Raw genomic sequence first — 17073 nt, 5'->3', positions numbered from 1 at the left:
CGCATCATACCATAAAAATAAAAAAATAGACTAGTTAAAAGCTGAGCCCTTATTGTGGCTCAACGTAATCAACCACTTCTAAATGAAAGCCCGAAAGTGCATGGTACTTTTTAGGGCGACTCATTAAGCGCATTTGCTTAATACCTAAATCAGCCAGTATTTGCGAGCCCACACCAACGGTACGCGATGTACCTTTAAATTTACGCGGCGTAACATTTTCGCCAGCATCGGCAGCAGCAAATGCTTTTACTGTGGCCTCTAGCTCTTCGGTGCTTTCTTGTTTACCTAAAATAACCAGTGCACCGTTATTTTCTGCAATGTAAGCCATTGCATCAGAAAGCCCCCAACTACGGTCCGCACTTCTGTCTGAAAGCAAAATATCGTTAAAGGTGCTTTGTAAGTGCACGCGCACAAGCGTTGGTTCTTGCTCTTTAATTTCGCCTTTTAGCAATACGTAGTGCAGTTGGCCGTCAATCGTATCTTTGTAGGTTACTAAATCAAACTCACCGTGCTCAGTGGGTAATTTACACTTAGCCACTTGCTCTATGGTGGTTTCGTTAAGGTTTCGGTATTCAATTAAATCTGCAATTGTGCCAATTTTAATACCATGCTCTTTAGCAAATACTTCTAAATCAGGGCGGCGCGCCATAGTGCCATCGGCATTGAGGATTTCTACAATAACTGATGAGGCTTCAAGGCCGGCTAAACGTGCTAAATCACACCCAGCTTCGGTGTGGCCTGCGCGCGTTAACACGCCACCTGGTTGTGCCATAATAGGAAAAATATGCCCAGGTTGTACGATATCGCTTGGTACAGCACCCTTTGCAATTGCCGCTTGAACTGTACGCGCTCTATCGGCTGCTGATATACCCGTTGTTACACCTTTAGATGCTTCAATCGACATAGTAAAGTTAGTAGAAAACGCTGCGCCATTGTTTTTAACCATTAACGGTAAATCAAGCTGCTCACAACGCTCTTGCGTCATGGTTAAACAAATTAAGCCACGGCCATGAGTGGCCATAAAGTTAATTGCTTCGGCGCTAATGTGCTCTGCTGCAATGATTAAATCACCTTCGTTTTCTCTGTCTTCGTCATCCATTAAAATAACCATTTTACCGGCTTTAATGTCGTCGATGATTTCTTGTGCGCTGTGTAAATTCATAAATTTGCTCGTGTAAGTTATCAGTGTCGTTATTTAACAAAACCAGCTTTAGCTAGTAAGCTCATTGAAATATCTGAGCCAGTCGGCTGCTCAGCCCCTTTAATAAGGCGCTCTAAATAACGTGCAATTTGGTCGACTTCTAAATTAACGCGTGTGCCCACTTTAAAATCAGCAATGGTGGTTTGCTCGCTTGTGTGCGGCACTATGGTTAATTTAAATGTATTACCTTGTACAGCGTTTACTGTCAGGCTTATACCATCTATACATACAGACCCTTTGTAAGGAATGTACTTCATTAAGTTTTCATCGGTGCTTAGCCAATATTCTGTAGCGCGCGCATTACTAGTGATGGCTGTAATGGTTGCAATGCCATCAACATGACCTGACACTAAATGCCCGCCTAAACGTGAAACCGGCTGCATGGCTTTTTCAAGGTTAACTGTTTGGCCAATATTATAATTTGCAAACCCAGTTAAGCTGATAGTTTCGTTTGATAAGTCGGCACTAAAGCCATCAATGTGCTTATCAACTACCGTTAAACATACGCCATTTGTGGCAATGCTATCGCCAAGCTTTACATCGCTCATATCAAGATTAGCGCTTTGAATGCGAATGGCTAAATCGCCTTGTTTTTTTTGTAATAGCGCAATTTTGCCTGTGGCTTCAATTATTCCAGTAAACATAGCCCTACTCTTTTAATTAAGTGATTGGAATGTGTTTTGTAGCGGTTATACGTAAATCATCGCCTATTTTCACACACTCTTTAAACGTCAAATTAACGGTGTTTTGCATATCTGTCAGCGGTGCAAAATTAACTAAGCTTTTTGCATCGCACCCCATTAGTTTAGGCGCTAAATAAAATATATATTCGTCTATTAAATTAAGCTCTGTCATTTTACCGGCAAGTGTAGCACCCGCTTCTAAATAAACATGATTAAATTGCAGCTTAGCAAGGTGCGCTAAAACAGACGTTAAATTAACTTTGTTATTTTGCTGTGGCACTTCTATATGCCTTACAAAATGCGGCCACTGCGTTGATTTATCAACCTTGGTAGTAAAAATTATTATTTCACTTTCAATATTAAATACTGCCAGCTCTGGTGTAAGCCTATTTTGTGAGTCAATTATAACACGCACCGGTTGGCGAAGGGGTAATTCAGTAGGCAAAGCCTGTGGCAACTCGCTTAACCTCACATTGAGCTTAGCATCATCGGTAATAACCGTATCGGCGCCCGTTAAAATAGCGCAGCTTTGTGCTCGGTGTAATTGTACATCTTGTCGCGCAGCGCTGCCGGTGATCCACTTACTTTGGCCATTTTTAAGCGCGGTTTTACCATCAATGCTGGCCGCCATTTTACACGTAACATACGGAAGTCCCTGCTCCATACGCTTAAAAAAACCTAAATTAAGTGCCCGCGCTTGCTGCTCTAAAAGCCCAAATGCAACCTCAATACCGGCATCGCTGAGTATTTTAAGCCCTTTACCTGCGACTTGTGGGTTGGTGTCGACCATAGCTGCAATAACTTTTACTACACCTGCGGCTTTTAAACCCTCTGCACACGGCGGAGTGCGTCCGTAATGGCTACACGGTTCAAGCGTAACATACGCAGTCGCGCCTTTTGCATTTTCTCCTGCTACAGCAAGGGCATTAACCTCAGCATGCCCCTGCCCAGCTAATTGATGAAACCCTTCACCAATTATGTGGTTATCTTTAACTAAAACACACCCTACATTAGGATTGGGGGTGGTTGTAAATCGCCCTTTTTTTGCAAGCTCGATGGCACGTGCCATGTACATTTCATCTTGCGCGGTAAAGGTTGTTTGGTTTTGCATTATTACTCCCCTAAACGGGCAATTTCTTCACCAAATTCGCGTATATCTTCAAACGAGCGATACACAGAGGCAAACCGCACATAGGCTACTTTATCCAGTTTTTTAAGCGCCTCCATTATGCACTCACCCACAAGGTGACTTGATATTTCTCTCTCGCCGGTAGCACGCAACTGCGATTTAATAATATTAACCACTTCATCCACTTGCTCTGTACTAACAGGGCGTTTTTCTAGGGCGCGATTAAGGCCATTGAGTAGTTTATCTTCATTAAAGGGTTCTCGGCTGCCATCTTGTTTAATTACACGTGGCATAACTAACTCGGCGCCTTCAAAGGTAGTAAATCGCTCGTGACACTCGTTACATTCACGACGACGGCGAACTTGGTGGCCTCCGCCGACTAGGCGAGAATCAATAACTTTAGTATCTTTTGCGGTACAAAATGGGCAGTGCATAACTCGGTACTTCCGTTTTAAAACAAAAAAGGCCGCTATTTAGCGGCCTTTTATCTTAGCAAAAAAATAGGGCCTGTTGGCCTTTCAGGATTAAATTTGTTCTATCTAGGGGTGATTTGATCGCGGCGCGAGGTTTGTAACCTAGTGGGCTAAGTAAAAACCGAGCAACAAAGAGTAAATCGCCCCTAGGACGAACCCGAGGGCAGTGCATGTTTGGCATTTATGCTGCGTTATCGCCTATTTGTGTGGAGTAACCACACTACATAGACTCTGCCTTGCCTAAAAACCAAACATACTACTGCAAATTAAACCTCGAAAGGTAAACAGGCCCCTTGTTGTGATCTAAATTACTGCTGCTTATGCAATTAAGCGTATACAGGTAGTTTTGCACAAATTGCTTTAACTTTTTCTTTAACTTGCGCTTGCACTGACTCATCGTTGATGTTGTCTAATACGTCACAAATCCAGCCAGCAAGTTCTTTCGATTCAGCTTCTTTAAAGCCACGACGCGTAATTGCAGGTGAACCAATACGCAAACCAGAAGTAACAAACGGTGAGCGAGGATCGTTTGGTACAGAGTTTTTGTTCACAGTAATATTTGCATTGCCAAGCGCTGCGTCGGCATCTTTACCTGTGATATCTTTATCGATTAAATCAAGTAAGAATAAGTGGTTTTCTGTTTTATCAGATACGATTTTGTAACCGCGCTCTTGCATAACAGCAACCATAGCTTGAGCATTTTTAACTACTTGTGCTTGGTATGTTTTAAATTCTGGTTGTAGAGCTTCTTTAAATGCCACTGCTTTTGCAGCAATAATGTGACATAAAGGACCACCCTGTCCACCTGGGAACACAGCGCTGTTAAGCTTTTTGTAAATTGCTTCGTCGCCACAAGCAGAAATAATTAAACCACCACGAGGGCCTGCTAATGTTTTGTGTGTTGTTGTTGTTACAACATGCGCGTGAGGTACTGGGCTTGGGTAAACACCCGCCGCAATTAAACCAGCAACGTGAGCCATATCAACAAATAAGTAAGCACCTACTTTATCAGCAATCTCACGGAATTTAGCCCAATCAACAATACCTGAGTACGCAGAAAAACCACCGATAATCATTTTTGGTTTGTGCTCAAGTGCTAGCGCTTCTACCTGTGCGTAGTCAATTTCGCCAGTTGCTTCGTCTAGCCCGTATTGGATTGCATTGTATAGCTTACCTGAGAAGCTTACGTGTGAACCGTGCGTTAAGTGACCACCATGAGCTAAGCTCATACCAAGTACAGTGTCGCCCGCTTCTAATAATGCTAAGAAAACAGCTGCATTTGCTTGAGAACCCGCATGTGGCTGAACGTTTGCATAGTCAGAACCAAATAGCTCATTAGCACGATCAATTGCAAGTTGTTCAACAACGTCTACGTGCTCACAACCGCCATAGTAACGTTTGCCCGGGTAACCTTCTGCGTATTTGTTTGTAAGCTGTGAACCCTGTGCTTCTAGTACGCGTGGGCTACAGTAGTTTTCTGATGCGATTAATTCAATGTGCTCTTCTTGGCGAGCAGTTTCTTTGTTTATCGCGTCAAATAACTCTGGATCAAAATCCGAAATATTCATGCTACGTTCTAACATTGGGGTCTCCTAGGGCAACGTGTATGGTGTTTTTTAGAGGCTTTATTGTACGCTTTAAACGACTCTTTGCCTACGCTCTTAAGTTGAGGATATTTAAACAGGGATTGAATCTATTTCACAGCGTTTTTAAGATGATATTTTTTTATAAATGCATTAATAATTTAAATGACTTTTATTTTTTACATTTAATTAGTTAATGATAAATACTTTATTTAGCGCGTTCAAAATACAAAAAAAGCGGCCAAAGCCGCTTTTTTAACGCTAAGTTAGTTAGCCTAACTTAGCGAGTATTTCAGTGCGTAACGCTTCATAATCAGGGTTAATGTCGTTTGCTAAACAAGGTTTAGCAAGTGCGTCGCTAAGTGGTTTTGGCATATCAAGTTCAATATTTAGGATCTCTTCTACGCTATCTTTAAACTTAGCAGGGTGAGCAGTTGCTAAAAAGATACCTGCTGCGCCGGGTGCTTTATTCTCGACAAGACCTTGGTATGCAATGGCGGTATGCGGCTCTGCAACATAACCAGTTTGTTGAATATTTTTCATCACTGCTTGCGTATTTTCTTCGCTCACGCTGGTTGAGTAAAAATTATCGTAGCTAAACCAGTTATTATCTAACATTGTTTGCACACGTGGCCAGTTATTTGGCTTGCTCACATCCATCGCATTTGAAAGCGACTCAAGTGTGGCATTTGGCGCCCAATTTTTATCAAGCATGTAACGTGGCACGGTGTCGTTTTGATTTGTAGTCGCGCTTAGTTTTCCCACCGGCAAACCAATTACAGCACCAATCATGGCGGCACATACATTGCCAAAGTTACCACTAGGGACCGAAATATGCGCTGTAGCACGCTTTTCTTTTGGTAGCTGAGCAATGGCTTCAAAGTAATAACATACTTGTGCCACTAGGCGGCTAATGTTGATTGAGTTAGCTGAATTAAGGCCAAGTGTAGATTTAACTTCGTCATCTAAAAACGACTTTTTAACCAGCTCTTGGCAATCATCAAAACTGCCATCAACCGCGTAACAGTGAATATTGTTCCCAAGCGTAGTAAATAGCTTTTGCTGAGCAAGCGAAATTTTGCCTTTAGGGTATAGAATAACCACATCTATGTTTGGCTTGTTGTAAAATGCATGCGCTACAGCAGCGCCAGTATCGCCAGAGGTTGCAGTTAGAATCGTGACTTTTTCGCCTTGATTAAACTGTGCTAAACACTCAGCCATAAAGCGCCCGCCAAAGTCTTTAAACGCAAGCGTAGGGCCATGAAAAAGCTCTAAACAATAGTTATTGTCTTCAACCTCTACCAATTTTACGGGGAAGTTAAATGCATTTTTAACCATTTGAGCAACGGTATCAGCGGGTAATTCATCACCAATAAGGTGCGATAAAATTTTGCTACTGCGGGTAACAAAGTCCATATCTAATAACGCATCTACATCGGCGAGTGGCGCTAAGCTTTCAGGGAAAAATACCCCCTGATTACGCCCAAGCCCTGTTTTTACCGCTTCAACAAACGACACTTTTTGAGAATTTTCTTTTAAATTATGTAATTGCATAAATGCCTATCCTATAAAACTGTTAATTGACGCGTGCCGTCGTTATCTAATTTACAAATGTGGCAAAAGCCCTGCTCATTTATATAGTTTTGCGCTAACCACTGCGCACATTTTTCAGCAGCTTCTAATGTTTTACACACTGTAAATAACGTAGGGCCCGCACCTGAAATACTGACAATTTCTGCACCAAGCGCTGGCAAATTTGCTTTCGCTTCGCTAAACCCTGTTATTAACGGCGCTCGGTACGGCTCTGCTATATCGTCTTGCATAATACTCAGTGCATCATCAAAACGCTGCGTTAATAACAAGCTGCTAAATGCCGATAAACGCTGTGCAAACTCAACCCCTGCGTGCATACTTAGCTCTTTAGGTAATACCGAGCGTGCCTTTGCGGTATTAAGCGAAAACCCAGGAAACGCCGCTACGTAGTACCAGTTTTCATCAACTGGTAGAGCAATTGACTTATCAGGAATTAAATCGCCTGTAAGCTGTAAGCCCCCTAAATAACACGGGGTGATGTTGTCATAATGACGCCCGCCACTGACTATCGCTTCAAAATCAGCCATTAATTCAATCAGCTCAACTTGGCTTAAATTGGTTTGAGCAAACTTATCAAGCGCAGCAAAGGTTGCTACCACCGAGCACGCACTCGAACCTAGCCCTGAGCCAATTGGTAAATTCTTTTTAAGCTCTAATTTTACACTTGGCATATCTGGCGCAACGTGCGCTCTAAAATGTACTAAACATTGATATGCTAGGTTTTCGCTCGCATCGCTTGGTAACTTATGCGCATATTCGCCAGAGCAAACAAACTCATCACTTGCTGCGGCGCTTACTACGGCTACATCACCTAATAAGCTGCCATCAATAGGCGCAAGCGCTGCGCCAAGTGCATCAAAGCCCACTGCAAAATTACCTATAGACGCCGGAGCATATACTTCTATCATAATGCTCTCCTAGCGCGATAACGTTTTTAATACGTCGGCAAATACGCCTGCAGCTGTTACCGCAGAGCCTGCACCGTAACCACGAATTACAAACGGGCGTGGTTGATAATACTGGCTTAAAATAGCTAATGCGTTTTCACCATCACGAATAACATTTAATGCATGCGATGAATCGACCGCTTCAATACCTACTTTACAGTGGCCTTCTTTAATTGTACCTACATAACGCAGTACCTTGCCCTCTGCTGCCGCACTTTGAATACGGTCGTTAAACTCAGCATCTAAACTTGGCAGTTTAGCCATAAATTCATCTACGCTGTCACCTTGTGCAAAACCTTGAGGCAATACTGACTCTACTTCTATATCGCTAAGCTCTAATTTCATGCCAGCTTCGCGTGCAATGATAAGCAATTTACGTGCTACATCGGTGCCCGATAGATCATCGCGTGGATCTGGCTCTGTAAAACCGCTTTCTTTTGCTTTAATAGTTGCCTCAGAAAGTGATAAACCATCTTCTAGTGCACCAAACATGTACGACAATGAGCCTGATAAAATACCGCTAAACTCAAGTAACTCATCACCTGCACCAAATAACGACTGTAGGTTATCGATTACCGGTAAGCCTGCACCTACGTTTGTTTCGTATAAAAACTTGCGGTTATTTTTTTGTGTTGCTGCAATTAAGTCTTGGTAATAATCGTACGAGCTGGTTGTTGCTTTTTTATTAGCGGCAACCACATGGAAGCCCGCATTTAAAAAATCCACATACTGAGCCGCTAGCGCATCAGAAGACGTACAATCTACAAGCACGGGGTTTACTAAGTGATTTTGTTTTACAAACTGCTCAACTAAATTTAAATCAAACGCTTGCTCTGATACTGCAAGCTTTTGCTGCCAGTCATCAAATGCAATACCTTCGCTGTCTAAATGCAATTGACGAGAATTAGCAACGCCATATAGGTTTAACTTAATATTACGTTTTTCAAGCCACGCTTGCTGGCGCTCTAACTGAGAAATAAGCTCTTGGCCTACTAAGCCACAGCCAAGTAAAAATACGTCAATTGAAGGGACGTGCGTAAAAAAGTTTTCATGGCATATTTTCACTGCATCGTTACACAGCTCGCCATCAATAACCGCCGAAATAGCACTTTCTGTAGAATCCTGCGCAATGGCTACAATGTTTACTTGGGCCTGTGCAAGAGAAGCAAAAAACTGTGCTGCTAAACCTTTGTGTGCGCGCATGTTATCGCCCACTAAAGTGACAATGGCAAGATTACGTTGTACTTGCACCGGCTCAATTAAACCTGCTTGTAATTCAAGTTCAAATGCACTTTGCAAGGCTTCTAGCGCGAGCGCTAAATCACTTTCGTGCACACAAAAGCTAATGCTAAATTCACACGATGATTGAGTAATTAATACTATCGATACGTTATCGTGCGCAAGGGCATTAAATACCTTAGAGGCCATGCCCACTTTACCTTTCATGCCAGGGCCTGACACGGTAAGCATTGCTAAGTCTTGCAAGCTAGAAAGCGCTTTTACTGGCTCATCAGATGAATAGTCGTTACCAATTAATGACCCCTGAGCATCTGGGTTATGGGTATTTTTAATTTCGCACGGTACGCCCGCTTTCGCGCACGGTAAAATGGTTTTAGGATGAAGTACTTTAGCGCCAAAGTAAGAAAGCTCCATCGCTTCTTTATAAGATAAAAAATCAACTTTAGTCGCTTTTTTGATGTAGCGCGGATCAGCACTGTACACACCATCTACGTCAGTCCAAATTTGGCAAATTTCAGCATCTAAACATGCCGCTGCAATAGCTGCTGAGTAATCAGAGCCATTACGGCCAAGTGTAGTAAGTTCGCCTTGCTCGTTGCTTGCTGTAAAGCCTGGCATAATGTAAATGGTGGCTGGGTTTTCTTTAAGTACTGATTGAAAGCGTGCTTTACTCGTTACTAAGTCGGCCTCAGCATCAATGTAGCCACCAGTAGAGGCAACACAACGCGTTGCTTCAAGGTATTGTGCATTGTGCGAGCTTAATAAACTTTGCATTAGCGATACGCTAACACGCTCACCAAAACTAATTACAAAAGCACGAATTTGATCTGGGCAACACTTAATAAGCGCCACACCATCTAGCTTATTTTTAAGCTCATTAAAATCTGGCCAGTTCGTTACTTCGCCACTGCTTTTTTCTACTTCTGCTTTTAATGTCTCGCATCGGCTTAGTAAAGCTTGCCATTGCTGAGAAAAATCTTGACCTTGCTCAGCGGCACTGGCCAGCGCAACTAATGAATCAGTCATACCTCCGGGTGCAGAAAGTACCAGTAACATTTCATCTTTTAACTGTGCTTTTACCAGCAAAGCTACTTGTTGCAAACAGGCAAAGTCGGCAAGCGAAGAGCCTCCAAATTTTAAAACGCGCATTATTTATGTTCCTCATCCCATAAAACGAAAAAAGGCCTGTGTTCTTAGTGAACACAGGCCTTTAAATTTGTTGCACCGACCTATGCCACTATCCAGTAAGAATGGTGGTTGTAATAATAATGGTCAGTGCGCGATTAATTGTTTTCATAGAGCTAAGACTGCCTTAACAAAGGCTATGCTGTCAACCCCAAATTAAAAGATAAAACAGCCTTTTTGAACATGAAAAAACCTAATGAATGCCAAATTTATGCAAAACTTCACTTAAAGCCGATTTATTAATAGGTTTATTTATAAAGTCGATAGCACCAAGCTGCGCGACTTTTTGCTTCATTTGTTGTTGTATATCAGCGGAGATCACCAGTACAAAACACTCAATTTTTTCTGCCTTAATGCGCTCTAGCACTTGTACGCCGTCAACTTCTGGCATGGTTAAGTCTAAACACAAAAGATCAAATTGCTGCAAGCGTAAAAGCGCCAGCGCATCGGCCCCGTTTGCGGCTTGTTGAATGTCGGCACTCACGCACTCATTTAAACAACGCACAACTTGTTTGCGTGCAACAGTGGAGTCATCACACACTAATATAGAAAATTTCATCATGTTAACTACTAAAATAACCTTCTAAAAATTATAAAAACGAGCCGTCCGTTGGTTTTTGCTATTCTAACACGTTCCTAAAACTCTAACACTTTGCTTGTTCGCATAATGTAATACTGTAACCTTACAATAAAACGTCAAACATTATTAATAATTGCCTTAGCTGCCTATTAAAAATCATCGTTTTTGTAATCTCAGTAGGCATTAAAATTAATTTAAATCAGTTTAGTGCACTATTATTAAAACAAAACGACTCAATAGCTGGGCTATCTCTTTAAAATATAAATTTTTTATTTATTTTTAAGGTTTTATTGACTAACTTTTAAGTTAGAAATTGCAACTTAGATATAATTACACCGGATGAGTAAATCCCATATGTTACAAAAAAGCCTTTCTAAGAAATTGTTAACTAATGTTTTATCAGTGTATTTTTTGCTTACCTTTGTGGTGACATGTGGACAGGTGCTTGCAGAATTTGTAAATACTAAAGACTACATTCGTGATGAGCTAAGTACGCTGCAAAAAACCTTTAGCCGAAGCTTAACACGCGCAATTTGGGAACTAAACACAAAGCAAACAATTACAACCGCAGAAGGCTTACTTGCTATACCTATGGTGGAGGGCATTATAGTGCGCGACGACAGCGGTGAAATTATTTCGCAGCTGGGGCGCTCTTTGGATATACACAAACTTTATAACCAACAACTCGTACAAGAGGAAGTCATTATAGAGGACACCAAATCGGGTCTCTTTGGCTATACCTTCCCCCTAATTTTTGAATTTTCGGGGCGCGCTACTCAAGTAGGTGATGTGACCTTGTTCTCTAGCCGCGATGTGGTATTTAGCCGAATAATGGTATCTATTTACTTTTTAATTGGTAACGCCATGATCAAAACCACCTTTTTGATCATTCTGTTTTTAATGGCATTTAGAAAGCTGCTCACCGACCCTTTAAACGAGTTAACCGATCAAATAGAAAACTTAGAGCTTGATGACTTAGAAGGTCAACACATAGACATTGAGACCGAAGAGCATAACGAGCTAAACGTTATGGAACAGTCTTTTAATAACTTAATAGATAAAGTAGTTCAATACAGAAAAGAGCTGGAGCACACCCAGCGTGAGTTGATTGTTAGTAACGAAAAGCTCGACCAGCACAATATACAGCTTGAGCAAGATGTTGCCCGTAAAACGTCAAACTTAAGCCAAGCTATGATGGATTTACAACAGCAAAAGTACGAACTAGAAAAACAAAAGCTGGTACTAACCGAAGAAGTTGATTTACGCAGACACACCGAAGAAGAATTATTAACTAAACAAAAAGAGCTTGAACGCTACCTTGACGAGCTAAGCCTTGCTCAAGAGCGCTTAGTAGGCACCGAAAAAATGGCTGCACTAGGCGGATTAGTCGCGGGTATTACTCACGACATAAACACACCTATTGGGATTGGTGTAACTGCTATATCGTTTTTACAAGAGCGTTTAAACACGTTAGAAAACGCCTACAAAGAAAAAACATTATCGCCCAAAGCATTAGAAGAGTTTATAAACGAAGCCAAGCAAAGCACAAGCTTGCTTACAACCAACCTTGATAGAGCCTCTGAGCTTATTGCCAGCTTTAAACAAATAGCGGTAGACCAAGCCAGTGAAGCTGTAAGAACAATTAACTTTAAAGACTATTTAAACGAAGTAATTTTATCACTCCACCCTAAACTTAAAAAAACCAAGCACACCATAAATTTACAGTGTCCGGATGATTTAGTTCTTAACCTGCCTGCAGGGGCAATTAGCCAAATTTTTACCAACTTAATTATGAACTCAATTATTCATGGTTTTGATAATATTGCACAAGGCAAAATTGATATAAATATTAGCGCCGATGACACACTCCTTATTATTGACTACACCGATAACGGCAATGGCGTTACAAAAGAGCAATTAGCCAAATTGTTTGACCCATTTTTTACTACAAAACGCGACCAAGGCGGCAGTGGGTTAGGCACACACATAACCTTTAACTTAGTTAAGCAAACACTTAGCGGCTCAATAGAGGCAAGCAGTGAGCCTGGCAAAGGGCTTCATTACCATATTGAATTTCCTAAAAACATGCCAAAGCCATTATTTAACCAATAACGGCTTTGCTTAAAATCAGCCATTTCGAGAACCCCATTTTATTGCTATGATTGAGCAAATTTAAAAGATGGAAAAGTTACCTTATGTGGTTTAGTAACCTGATTTGTTATCGCTTTAAGCAAGATGTTTCGTACACTCAAGAAGAGTTTGAAAAAGCGTTAGAACAAGATGTATTTCGCCCTTGTGGCTCTCAAGACCTTTCTACATTTGGTTGGACAAAAGCATTTGGTAAGCATGGTGACTCGCTGGCGCATTTTTCACAAAAAAGCATTTTAGTGTGTGCCAAACGTGAAGAAAAAGTGCTGCCTGCATCTGTTGTTAATGAAATGGTTGCCGAAAAAGTAGATCAAATAGAAGCGGAAGAAAACCGCCCTGTTAAAAAGAAAGAAAAAGACGAGTTAAAAGAAAACATTTTAACTACCTTATTACCTCAAGCGTTTAAAAAATCAAGCCTACAGTTTGCTTTTATTGACCAAGAAAACGGCTGGGTTGTAGTAAACAGCGGCAGTTTTAATAAAGCAGAAGAGCTACTTGCATTGCTGCGTAAGTCTCTGGGCACATTACCGGTAGTACCTGCTTTTGCAAACTACGACCTAGATGTATTTTTAACTGATTGGCTAACTAACTTCAGCACCCCTGAAAACTTTGCTATAGGTTTTGATGCTGAGCTAGAAGAAGCCGATGACAGTGGCGCACAGGTTAAACTAAAAGGTCATGATTTATCGTGTGATGAAGTTAAATCGCACCTAGAAAATGGTAAACGCGTGACCAAACTTGCACTTGATTGGCAAGAACGCCTGAAGTTTATGCTGCAAAACGATGGCTCTATCAAGCGTTTAAGCTACTCAGAAACTTTAAAAGAAGAAAACGCCGATATTCCTAAAGAAGATATGGCAGTTAAATTAGATGCTGACTTTATTTTAGCCTCAGAAGAAATCAAGCTACTGCTTGAAGAGCTGACGGCCGGTTTAGGTGATGCAGAAGATTTATAAGACGCTAAAATTATAAGCGCTATTAAAACCAAAAAAAGCACGACTTAGTCGTGCTTTTTGCTTTTACCTTTATAACTGCTAATTAGCTAAATGTGTCTTTTACATTTTCAAGCATGTCGTTGTATTCGTCACTTGAAAATAGCTGCATAGAAGGAATGACGCCTTTATCTATGTAAGTTTGTAAAGCCGCTGATTTATCAGAAACCTGTAAAGTCCCCTCTAAAATAGCGCCAATACGAATAAAATCAACATAACCAATCTCTTCAGGGCGATACGTAGGGTCGGCCCAATGCCTAGCAACATTTACAAATTCAGGTGGAAACTCCCACGCTCCCATAATTGAGCCACCAATTTTACCACTGAGCTTTTGAATTGCATGTGCTAAAAAGCTTGGGTTAGCAAACACCTCTGGGTGGCGCTCAGCTTCGGTTAAAATAGGCAGTACACCAATGTTATATACCAACGACGCCAACGTAATAGCGTCACTATTTAACGATGTACGTTTATTATTTTGTAAATAAAACGCCATAAGCGTTATTGAATGCCCAGCCACATTTAGCGTTTTTTGCCACGCTTTACTCATGTAGCCTTTTATTAGCTCATTATTAGAAACAAACAGCTGCTCCATTGCCATTGCGGTTGCTATATTTTTAATTTGGCGTAAACCAATGCGCGTAACCGCTTGCTGTAAGTTAGACACTTTAACCGCTCGGCCCATAATTGCACTGTTAGCCACTTTAATCATTCGCGCTGAAAGAGCCGGGTCTTGCCCAATCACGTCTGACATTTGCATTAGGTTTACATCAGGGTTATCGGCCGCTTGGCGCACTTTAATTGCAACTTCAGGTAACGTAGGTAAAACCAAAGTGTCGTTATTGATTCTATCAACCAAAATCGTTAATAGTGCATTCTCTGTAGACATAGAACTGTCATCCTTTTGTTTCTGGGCCGCAATGCAACTGCTAACCTCGGATAAAATGAGTAATACAATGAGTATTATCTAACTTACCGATAAAGTTAAGAAAATTATATAAATTAATTGTTATTATCGCCTGTAGGCGCGGTACACCGCCAAACACTTGCTATTTACCATTTAGTTTTGCTTTAATGCAGTCACTATAAGGAAACGTTTGTACGCGCTAGCAATTAAATTTAAGCGTACAAATAATTAAACTTACTTTTTTAACAGGCAATCAAATGATCTTAAACAAAATTAGCCAAGCAATTTTACTCTCAGGCGTCGTTTTTCTTAGTGCATGCTCAGAGCAAGCCCCCTCTTCGACCGAAGCCACAGGTGTAGAACTTGCTCAAAAAAGTGCCGCGCAAGCTGGCCCAGATTTAATTAACATTGATAAACAACGTTTAGATATTTACACCGACTTTAGCCTAGAAGCCGACCTATCTCATTTAAGTGAGAATCAAAAAGCCATGATTGCTAAGCTTATCGATGCCTCTAAAATTATGGACGAGCTATTTTGGAAGCAGGCTTTTGGCGATAATAAAGACGCTTTTTTAGCAAAACTAAGTGATGAAAAAGTACGTAAATTTGCTGATATTAACTACGGCCCTTGGGATCGTTTAAACGGTGACGAGCCGTTTTTATCAGGTTACAAAGAAAAAGCCCTTGGCGCACAATTCTACCCAGCCGACATAACAAAAGAAGAGCTAAATAACGCCGACGTAGAAGATAAAAAAGGCCTTTATTCATTAATCAAACGTGATGAGCAAGGTAACCTTTACAGCGTGCCTTACTCAAAAGAATACGCTGAGGAGTTAGCTAAAGCAGCAGATTTATTACGTGAAGCCAGTAAGCTTGCCGATGATAAAGAATTTGCCAATTACTTAAACCTACGTGCTGATGCACTACAAAAAGATGATTTTCAGGGTTCTGACTTTGCCTGGATGGACATGAAAAATAACCCCGTTGATGTGGTTATTGGCCCAATTGAAACCTACGAAGATCAACTCTTTGGCTACCGCTCTGCTTATGAGTCGTATGTACTAATTAAAGATTTAAAATGGAGCGAGCGCCTAGCTAAATTTGCGGCCTTTTTACCAGAGCTTCAAAAAGGTTTACCGGTAGATGCTAAATATAAGCAAGAAGTGCCAGGCTCAGACGCCGATTTAAATGCTTACGATGTGGTTTACTATGCAGGTCACTCAAATGCGGGCAGCAAAACGATTGCCATTAACTTACCAAACGATGAGCAAGTACAGCTTGAAAAAGGCACTCGTCGCCTGCAGCTTAAAAACGCAATGCGTGCAAAATTTGATAAAATTTTAGTGCCAATTGCTGAGCAGTTAATTGTACCTGAGCAACGTAAGCATATTACCTTTAACGCCTTTTTTGCCAATACCATGTTTCACGAAGTGGCTCATGGCCTAGGTATTAAAAACACCATTACCAATAAAGGCACTGTGCGCCAATCATTACAAGAGCACGCAAGTGCACTTGAAGAAGGTAAAGCCGATATTTTAGGTTTATACATGGTTGAGCAGTTACTTAAAAAAGGCGAAATTACCGAAGGCACATTAGAAGATTACTACACCACCTTTATGGCGGGTATTTTCCGCTCAGTACGTTTTGGTGCATCAAGCGCACATGGTAAAGCCAACATGATCCGCTTTAACTTTTTTGCACAAGAAGGCGCTTTTTCTAAAAATGAAGAGGGTTTATACCGTGTAAATATGGAAAAAATGGGCGTGGCTATGGCTAAGCTGTCGCGCTTAATTTTAACATTACAAGGTGACGGCGATTACGAAAAAGTAGATCAACTAATTACCACTCATGGCGATATTAAAGAAGAGCTTGCTAAAGACTTAGAAAAACTAAGCCAAGCGAATATTCCGGTTGATGTAACCTTTAAACAAGGTAAAGACGTGTTAGGCCTTAACTAACCCAACACGTAATACTTTGTAATAGTTTAATAAAGCGCTGTAGTTTATAACTGCAGCGCTTTTTTTAGCGCTATTATTTGCTCATCTGTGTATGGTTTTGCAGGAAACTTACCCCACACCGGTGCAGGCCACGCAGCATCAGTTGTAAAACGTGCAATATGATGAATATGTAATTGCGGCACCATATTACCCAAAGCGGCCACGTTTAATTTATCAGGGCTAAACACTTGCATAATAAGCTTGCTGAGTTTGGCCGACTCTTTTAAATATACAATTTGATCGGCATCAGATAAATCGATGATCTCTTTTAAATTAGGTTTTCTGGGCACCAATACAAACCAAGGGTATTGGCTGTCGTTAAGTAATAACACCTTACATAAAGGCCAATCTGCCAGTTCTATACAATCGCGCTTAAGCTCTGGGGCGAGTTCAAAAGTGTGGTTCGTCATCGTCACATC

At 41.1% G+C, this 17073-nt stretch carries 14 protein-coding genes; 3 read left to right on the top strand and 11 right to left on the bottom strand.

The genetic code is table 11. The features are described 5' to 3' along the window. Positions 1-49: 49 nt before the first annotated feature. From ribBA to PSH54_RS05220, 9 genes are all read right to left on the bottom strand, one after another. Positions 50-1162, bottom strand: a complete 1113-nt coding sequence (ribBA, locus tag PSH54_RS05260; RefSeq protein WP_273605636.1) for a bifunctional 3,4-dihydroxy-2-butanone-4-phosphate synthase/GTP cyclohydrolase II — start codon at positions 1160-1162, stop codon at positions 50-52. A gap of 29 nt (positions 1163-1191) precedes the next feature. Next, positions 1192-1845: a riboflavin synthase gene (locus tag PSH54_RS05255; protein WP_054983490.1), complete on the bottom strand. Its 654-nt coding sequence runs from the start codon at positions 1843-1845 to the stop codon at positions 1192-1194. Positions 1846-1861: 16 nt separating this feature from the next. Further along, positions 1862-2995, bottom strand: a complete 1134-nt coding sequence (ribD, locus tag PSH54_RS05250; protein ID WP_055254706.1) for a bifunctional diaminohydroxyphosphoribosylaminopyrimidine deaminase/5-amino-6-(5-phosphoribosylamino)uracil reductase RibD — start codon at positions 2993-2995, stop codon at positions 1862-1864. A 2-nt stretch (positions 2996-2997) separates the two neighbouring features. Then, entirely contained in the window at positions 2998-3447 is a 450-nt protein-coding gene (nrdR, locus tag PSH54_RS05245; protein ID WP_004586861.1) for a transcriptional regulator NrdR, read from the bottom strand. A gap of 365 nt (positions 3448-3812) precedes the next feature. Next, positions 3813-5069 carry a serine hydroxymethyltransferase gene (gene glyA, locus PSH54_RS05240; protein ID WP_024031685.1) on the bottom strand — a complete coding sequence of 419 codons (1257 nt, stop codon included), beginning with the start codon at positions 5067-5069 and terminating at the stop codon, positions 3813-3815. 270 nt (positions 5070-5339) lie between these two features. Then, positions 5340-6623 (bottom strand): threonine synthase, encoded by a 1284-nt coding sequence (gene thrC / locus PSH54_RS05235; protein WP_273605635.1) that lies wholly within the window; start codon positions 6621-6623, stop codon positions 5340-5342. Positions 6624-6634: 11 nt separating this feature from the next. Further along, positions 6635-7570, bottom strand: coding sequence for a homoserine kinase (thrB, locus tag PSH54_RS05230; protein WP_029773773.1), 936 nt, complete (start codon positions 7568-7570; stop codon positions 6635-6637). Between the two features lie 9 nt (positions 7571-7579). Beyond that, positions 7580-9997 carry a bifunctional aspartate kinase/homoserine dehydrogenase I gene (thrA, locus tag PSH54_RS05225; protein ID WP_273605634.1) on the bottom strand — a complete coding sequence of 806 codons (2418 nt, stop codon included), beginning with the start codon at positions 9995-9997 and terminating at the stop codon, positions 7580-7582. A 229-nt stretch (positions 9998-10226) separates the two neighbouring features. Next, the gene (locus PSH54_RS05220) at positions 10227-10595 is read right to left on the bottom strand and encodes a response regulator (protein WP_024031682.1); all 369 of its coding nucleotides are present in this window, start codon (positions 10593-10595) and stop codon (positions 10227-10229) included. 372 nt (positions 10596-10967) lie between these two features. Between PSH54_RS05220 and PSH54_RS05215 the strand changes: the two genes are divergently transcribed. Further along, positions 10968-12725, top strand: coding sequence for an ATP-binding protein (locus PSH54_RS05215; protein ID WP_273605633.1), 1758 nt, complete (start codon positions 10968-10970; stop codon positions 12723-12725). An 83-nt stretch (positions 12726-12808) separates the two neighbouring features. Continuing rightward, positions 12809-13717 (top strand): recombination-associated protein RdgC, encoded by a 909-nt coding sequence (rdgC, locus tag PSH54_RS05210; protein ID WP_004586854.1) that lies wholly within the window; start codon positions 12809-12811, stop codon positions 13715-13717. A gap of 82 nt (positions 13718-13799) precedes the next feature. On the opposite strand, the gene PSH54_RS05205 is transcribed toward rdgC, so the two are convergent. Next, positions 13800-14639 carry an HDOD domain-containing protein gene (locus PSH54_RS05205; RefSeq protein WP_004586853.1) on the bottom strand — a complete coding sequence of 280 codons (840 nt, stop codon included), beginning with the start codon at positions 14637-14639 and terminating at the stop codon, positions 13800-13802. A 275-nt stretch (positions 14640-14914) separates the two neighbouring features. Between PSH54_RS05205 and PSH54_RS05200 the strand changes: the two genes are divergently transcribed. Then, positions 14915-16615 (top strand): dipeptidyl-peptidase 3 family protein, encoded by a 1701-nt coding sequence (locus tag PSH54_RS05200; protein ID WP_273605632.1) that lies wholly within the window; start codon positions 14915-14917, stop codon positions 16613-16615. A gap of 44 nt (positions 16616-16659) precedes the next feature. On the opposite strand, the gene PSH54_RS05195 is transcribed toward PSH54_RS05200, so the two are convergent. After that, positions 16660-17064 (bottom strand): HIT domain-containing protein, encoded by a 405-nt coding sequence (locus PSH54_RS05195; RefSeq protein WP_004586851.1) that lies wholly within the window; start codon positions 17062-17064, stop codon positions 16660-16662. Positions 17065-17073: the final 9 nt, after the last annotated feature.

Origin of the sequence: Pseudoalteromonas sp. Angola-30 (assembly GCF_028599215.1) — a bacterium.
GTDB lineage: Bacteria > Pseudomonadota > Gammaproteobacteria > Enterobacterales > Alteromonadaceae > Pseudoalteromonas > Pseudoalteromonas atlantica.
Note: the sequence above shows the minus strand (reverse complement) of the source record. Positions and strands in the feature narration are given on the sequence as shown.

Coding starts and splice junctions, on each gene's coding strand:
- ribBA (WP_273605636.1), bottom strand. CDS start 1,162: ATGAATTTACACAGCGCACAAGAAATCATCGACGACATTAAAGCCGGT.
- PSH54_RS05255 (WP_054983490.1), bottom strand. CDS start 1,845: ATGTTTACTGGAATAATTGAAGCCACAGGCAAAATTGCGCTATTACAA.
- ribD (WP_055254706.1), bottom strand. CDS start 2,995: ATGCAAAACCAAACAACCTTTACCGCGCAAGATGAAATGTACATGGCA.
- nrdR (WP_004586861.1), bottom strand. CDS start 3,447: ATGCACTGCCCATTTTGTACCGCAAAAGATACTAAAGTTATTGATTCT.
- glyA (WP_024031685.1), bottom strand. CDS start 5,069: ATGTTAGAACGTAGCATGAATATTTCGGATTTTGATCCAGAGTTATTT.
- thrC (WP_273605635.1), bottom strand. CDS start 6,623: ATGCAATTACATAATTTAAAAGAAAATTCTCAAAAAGTGTCGTTTGTT.
- thrB (WP_029773773.1), bottom strand. CDS start 7,570: ATGATAGAAGTATATGCTCCGGCGTCTATAGGTAATTTTGCAGTGGGC.
- thrA (WP_273605634.1), bottom strand. CDS start 9,997: ATGCGCGTTTTAAAATTTGGAGGCTCTTCGCTTGCCGACTTTGCCTGT.
- PSH54_RS05220 (WP_024031682.1), bottom strand. CDS start 10,595: ATGATGAAATTTTCTATATTAGTGTGTGATGACTCCACTGTTGCACGC.
- PSH54_RS05215 (WP_273605633.1), top strand. CDS start 10,968: ATGTTACAAAAAAGCCTTTCTAAGAAATTGTTAACTAATGTTTTATCA.
- rdgC (WP_004586854.1), top strand. CDS start 12,809: ATGTGGTTTAGTAACCTGATTTGTTATCGCTTTAAGCAAGATGTTTCG.
- PSH54_RS05205 (WP_004586853.1), bottom strand. CDS start 14,639: ATGTCTACAGAGAATGCACTATTAACGATTTTGGTTGATAGAATCAAT.
- PSH54_RS05200 (WP_273605632.1), top strand. CDS start 14,915: ATGATCTTAAACAAAATTAGCCAAGCAATTTTACTCTCAGGCGTCGTT.
- PSH54_RS05195 (WP_004586851.1), bottom strand. CDS start 17,064: ATGACGAACCACACTTTTGAACTCGCCCCAGAGCTTAAGCGCGATTGT.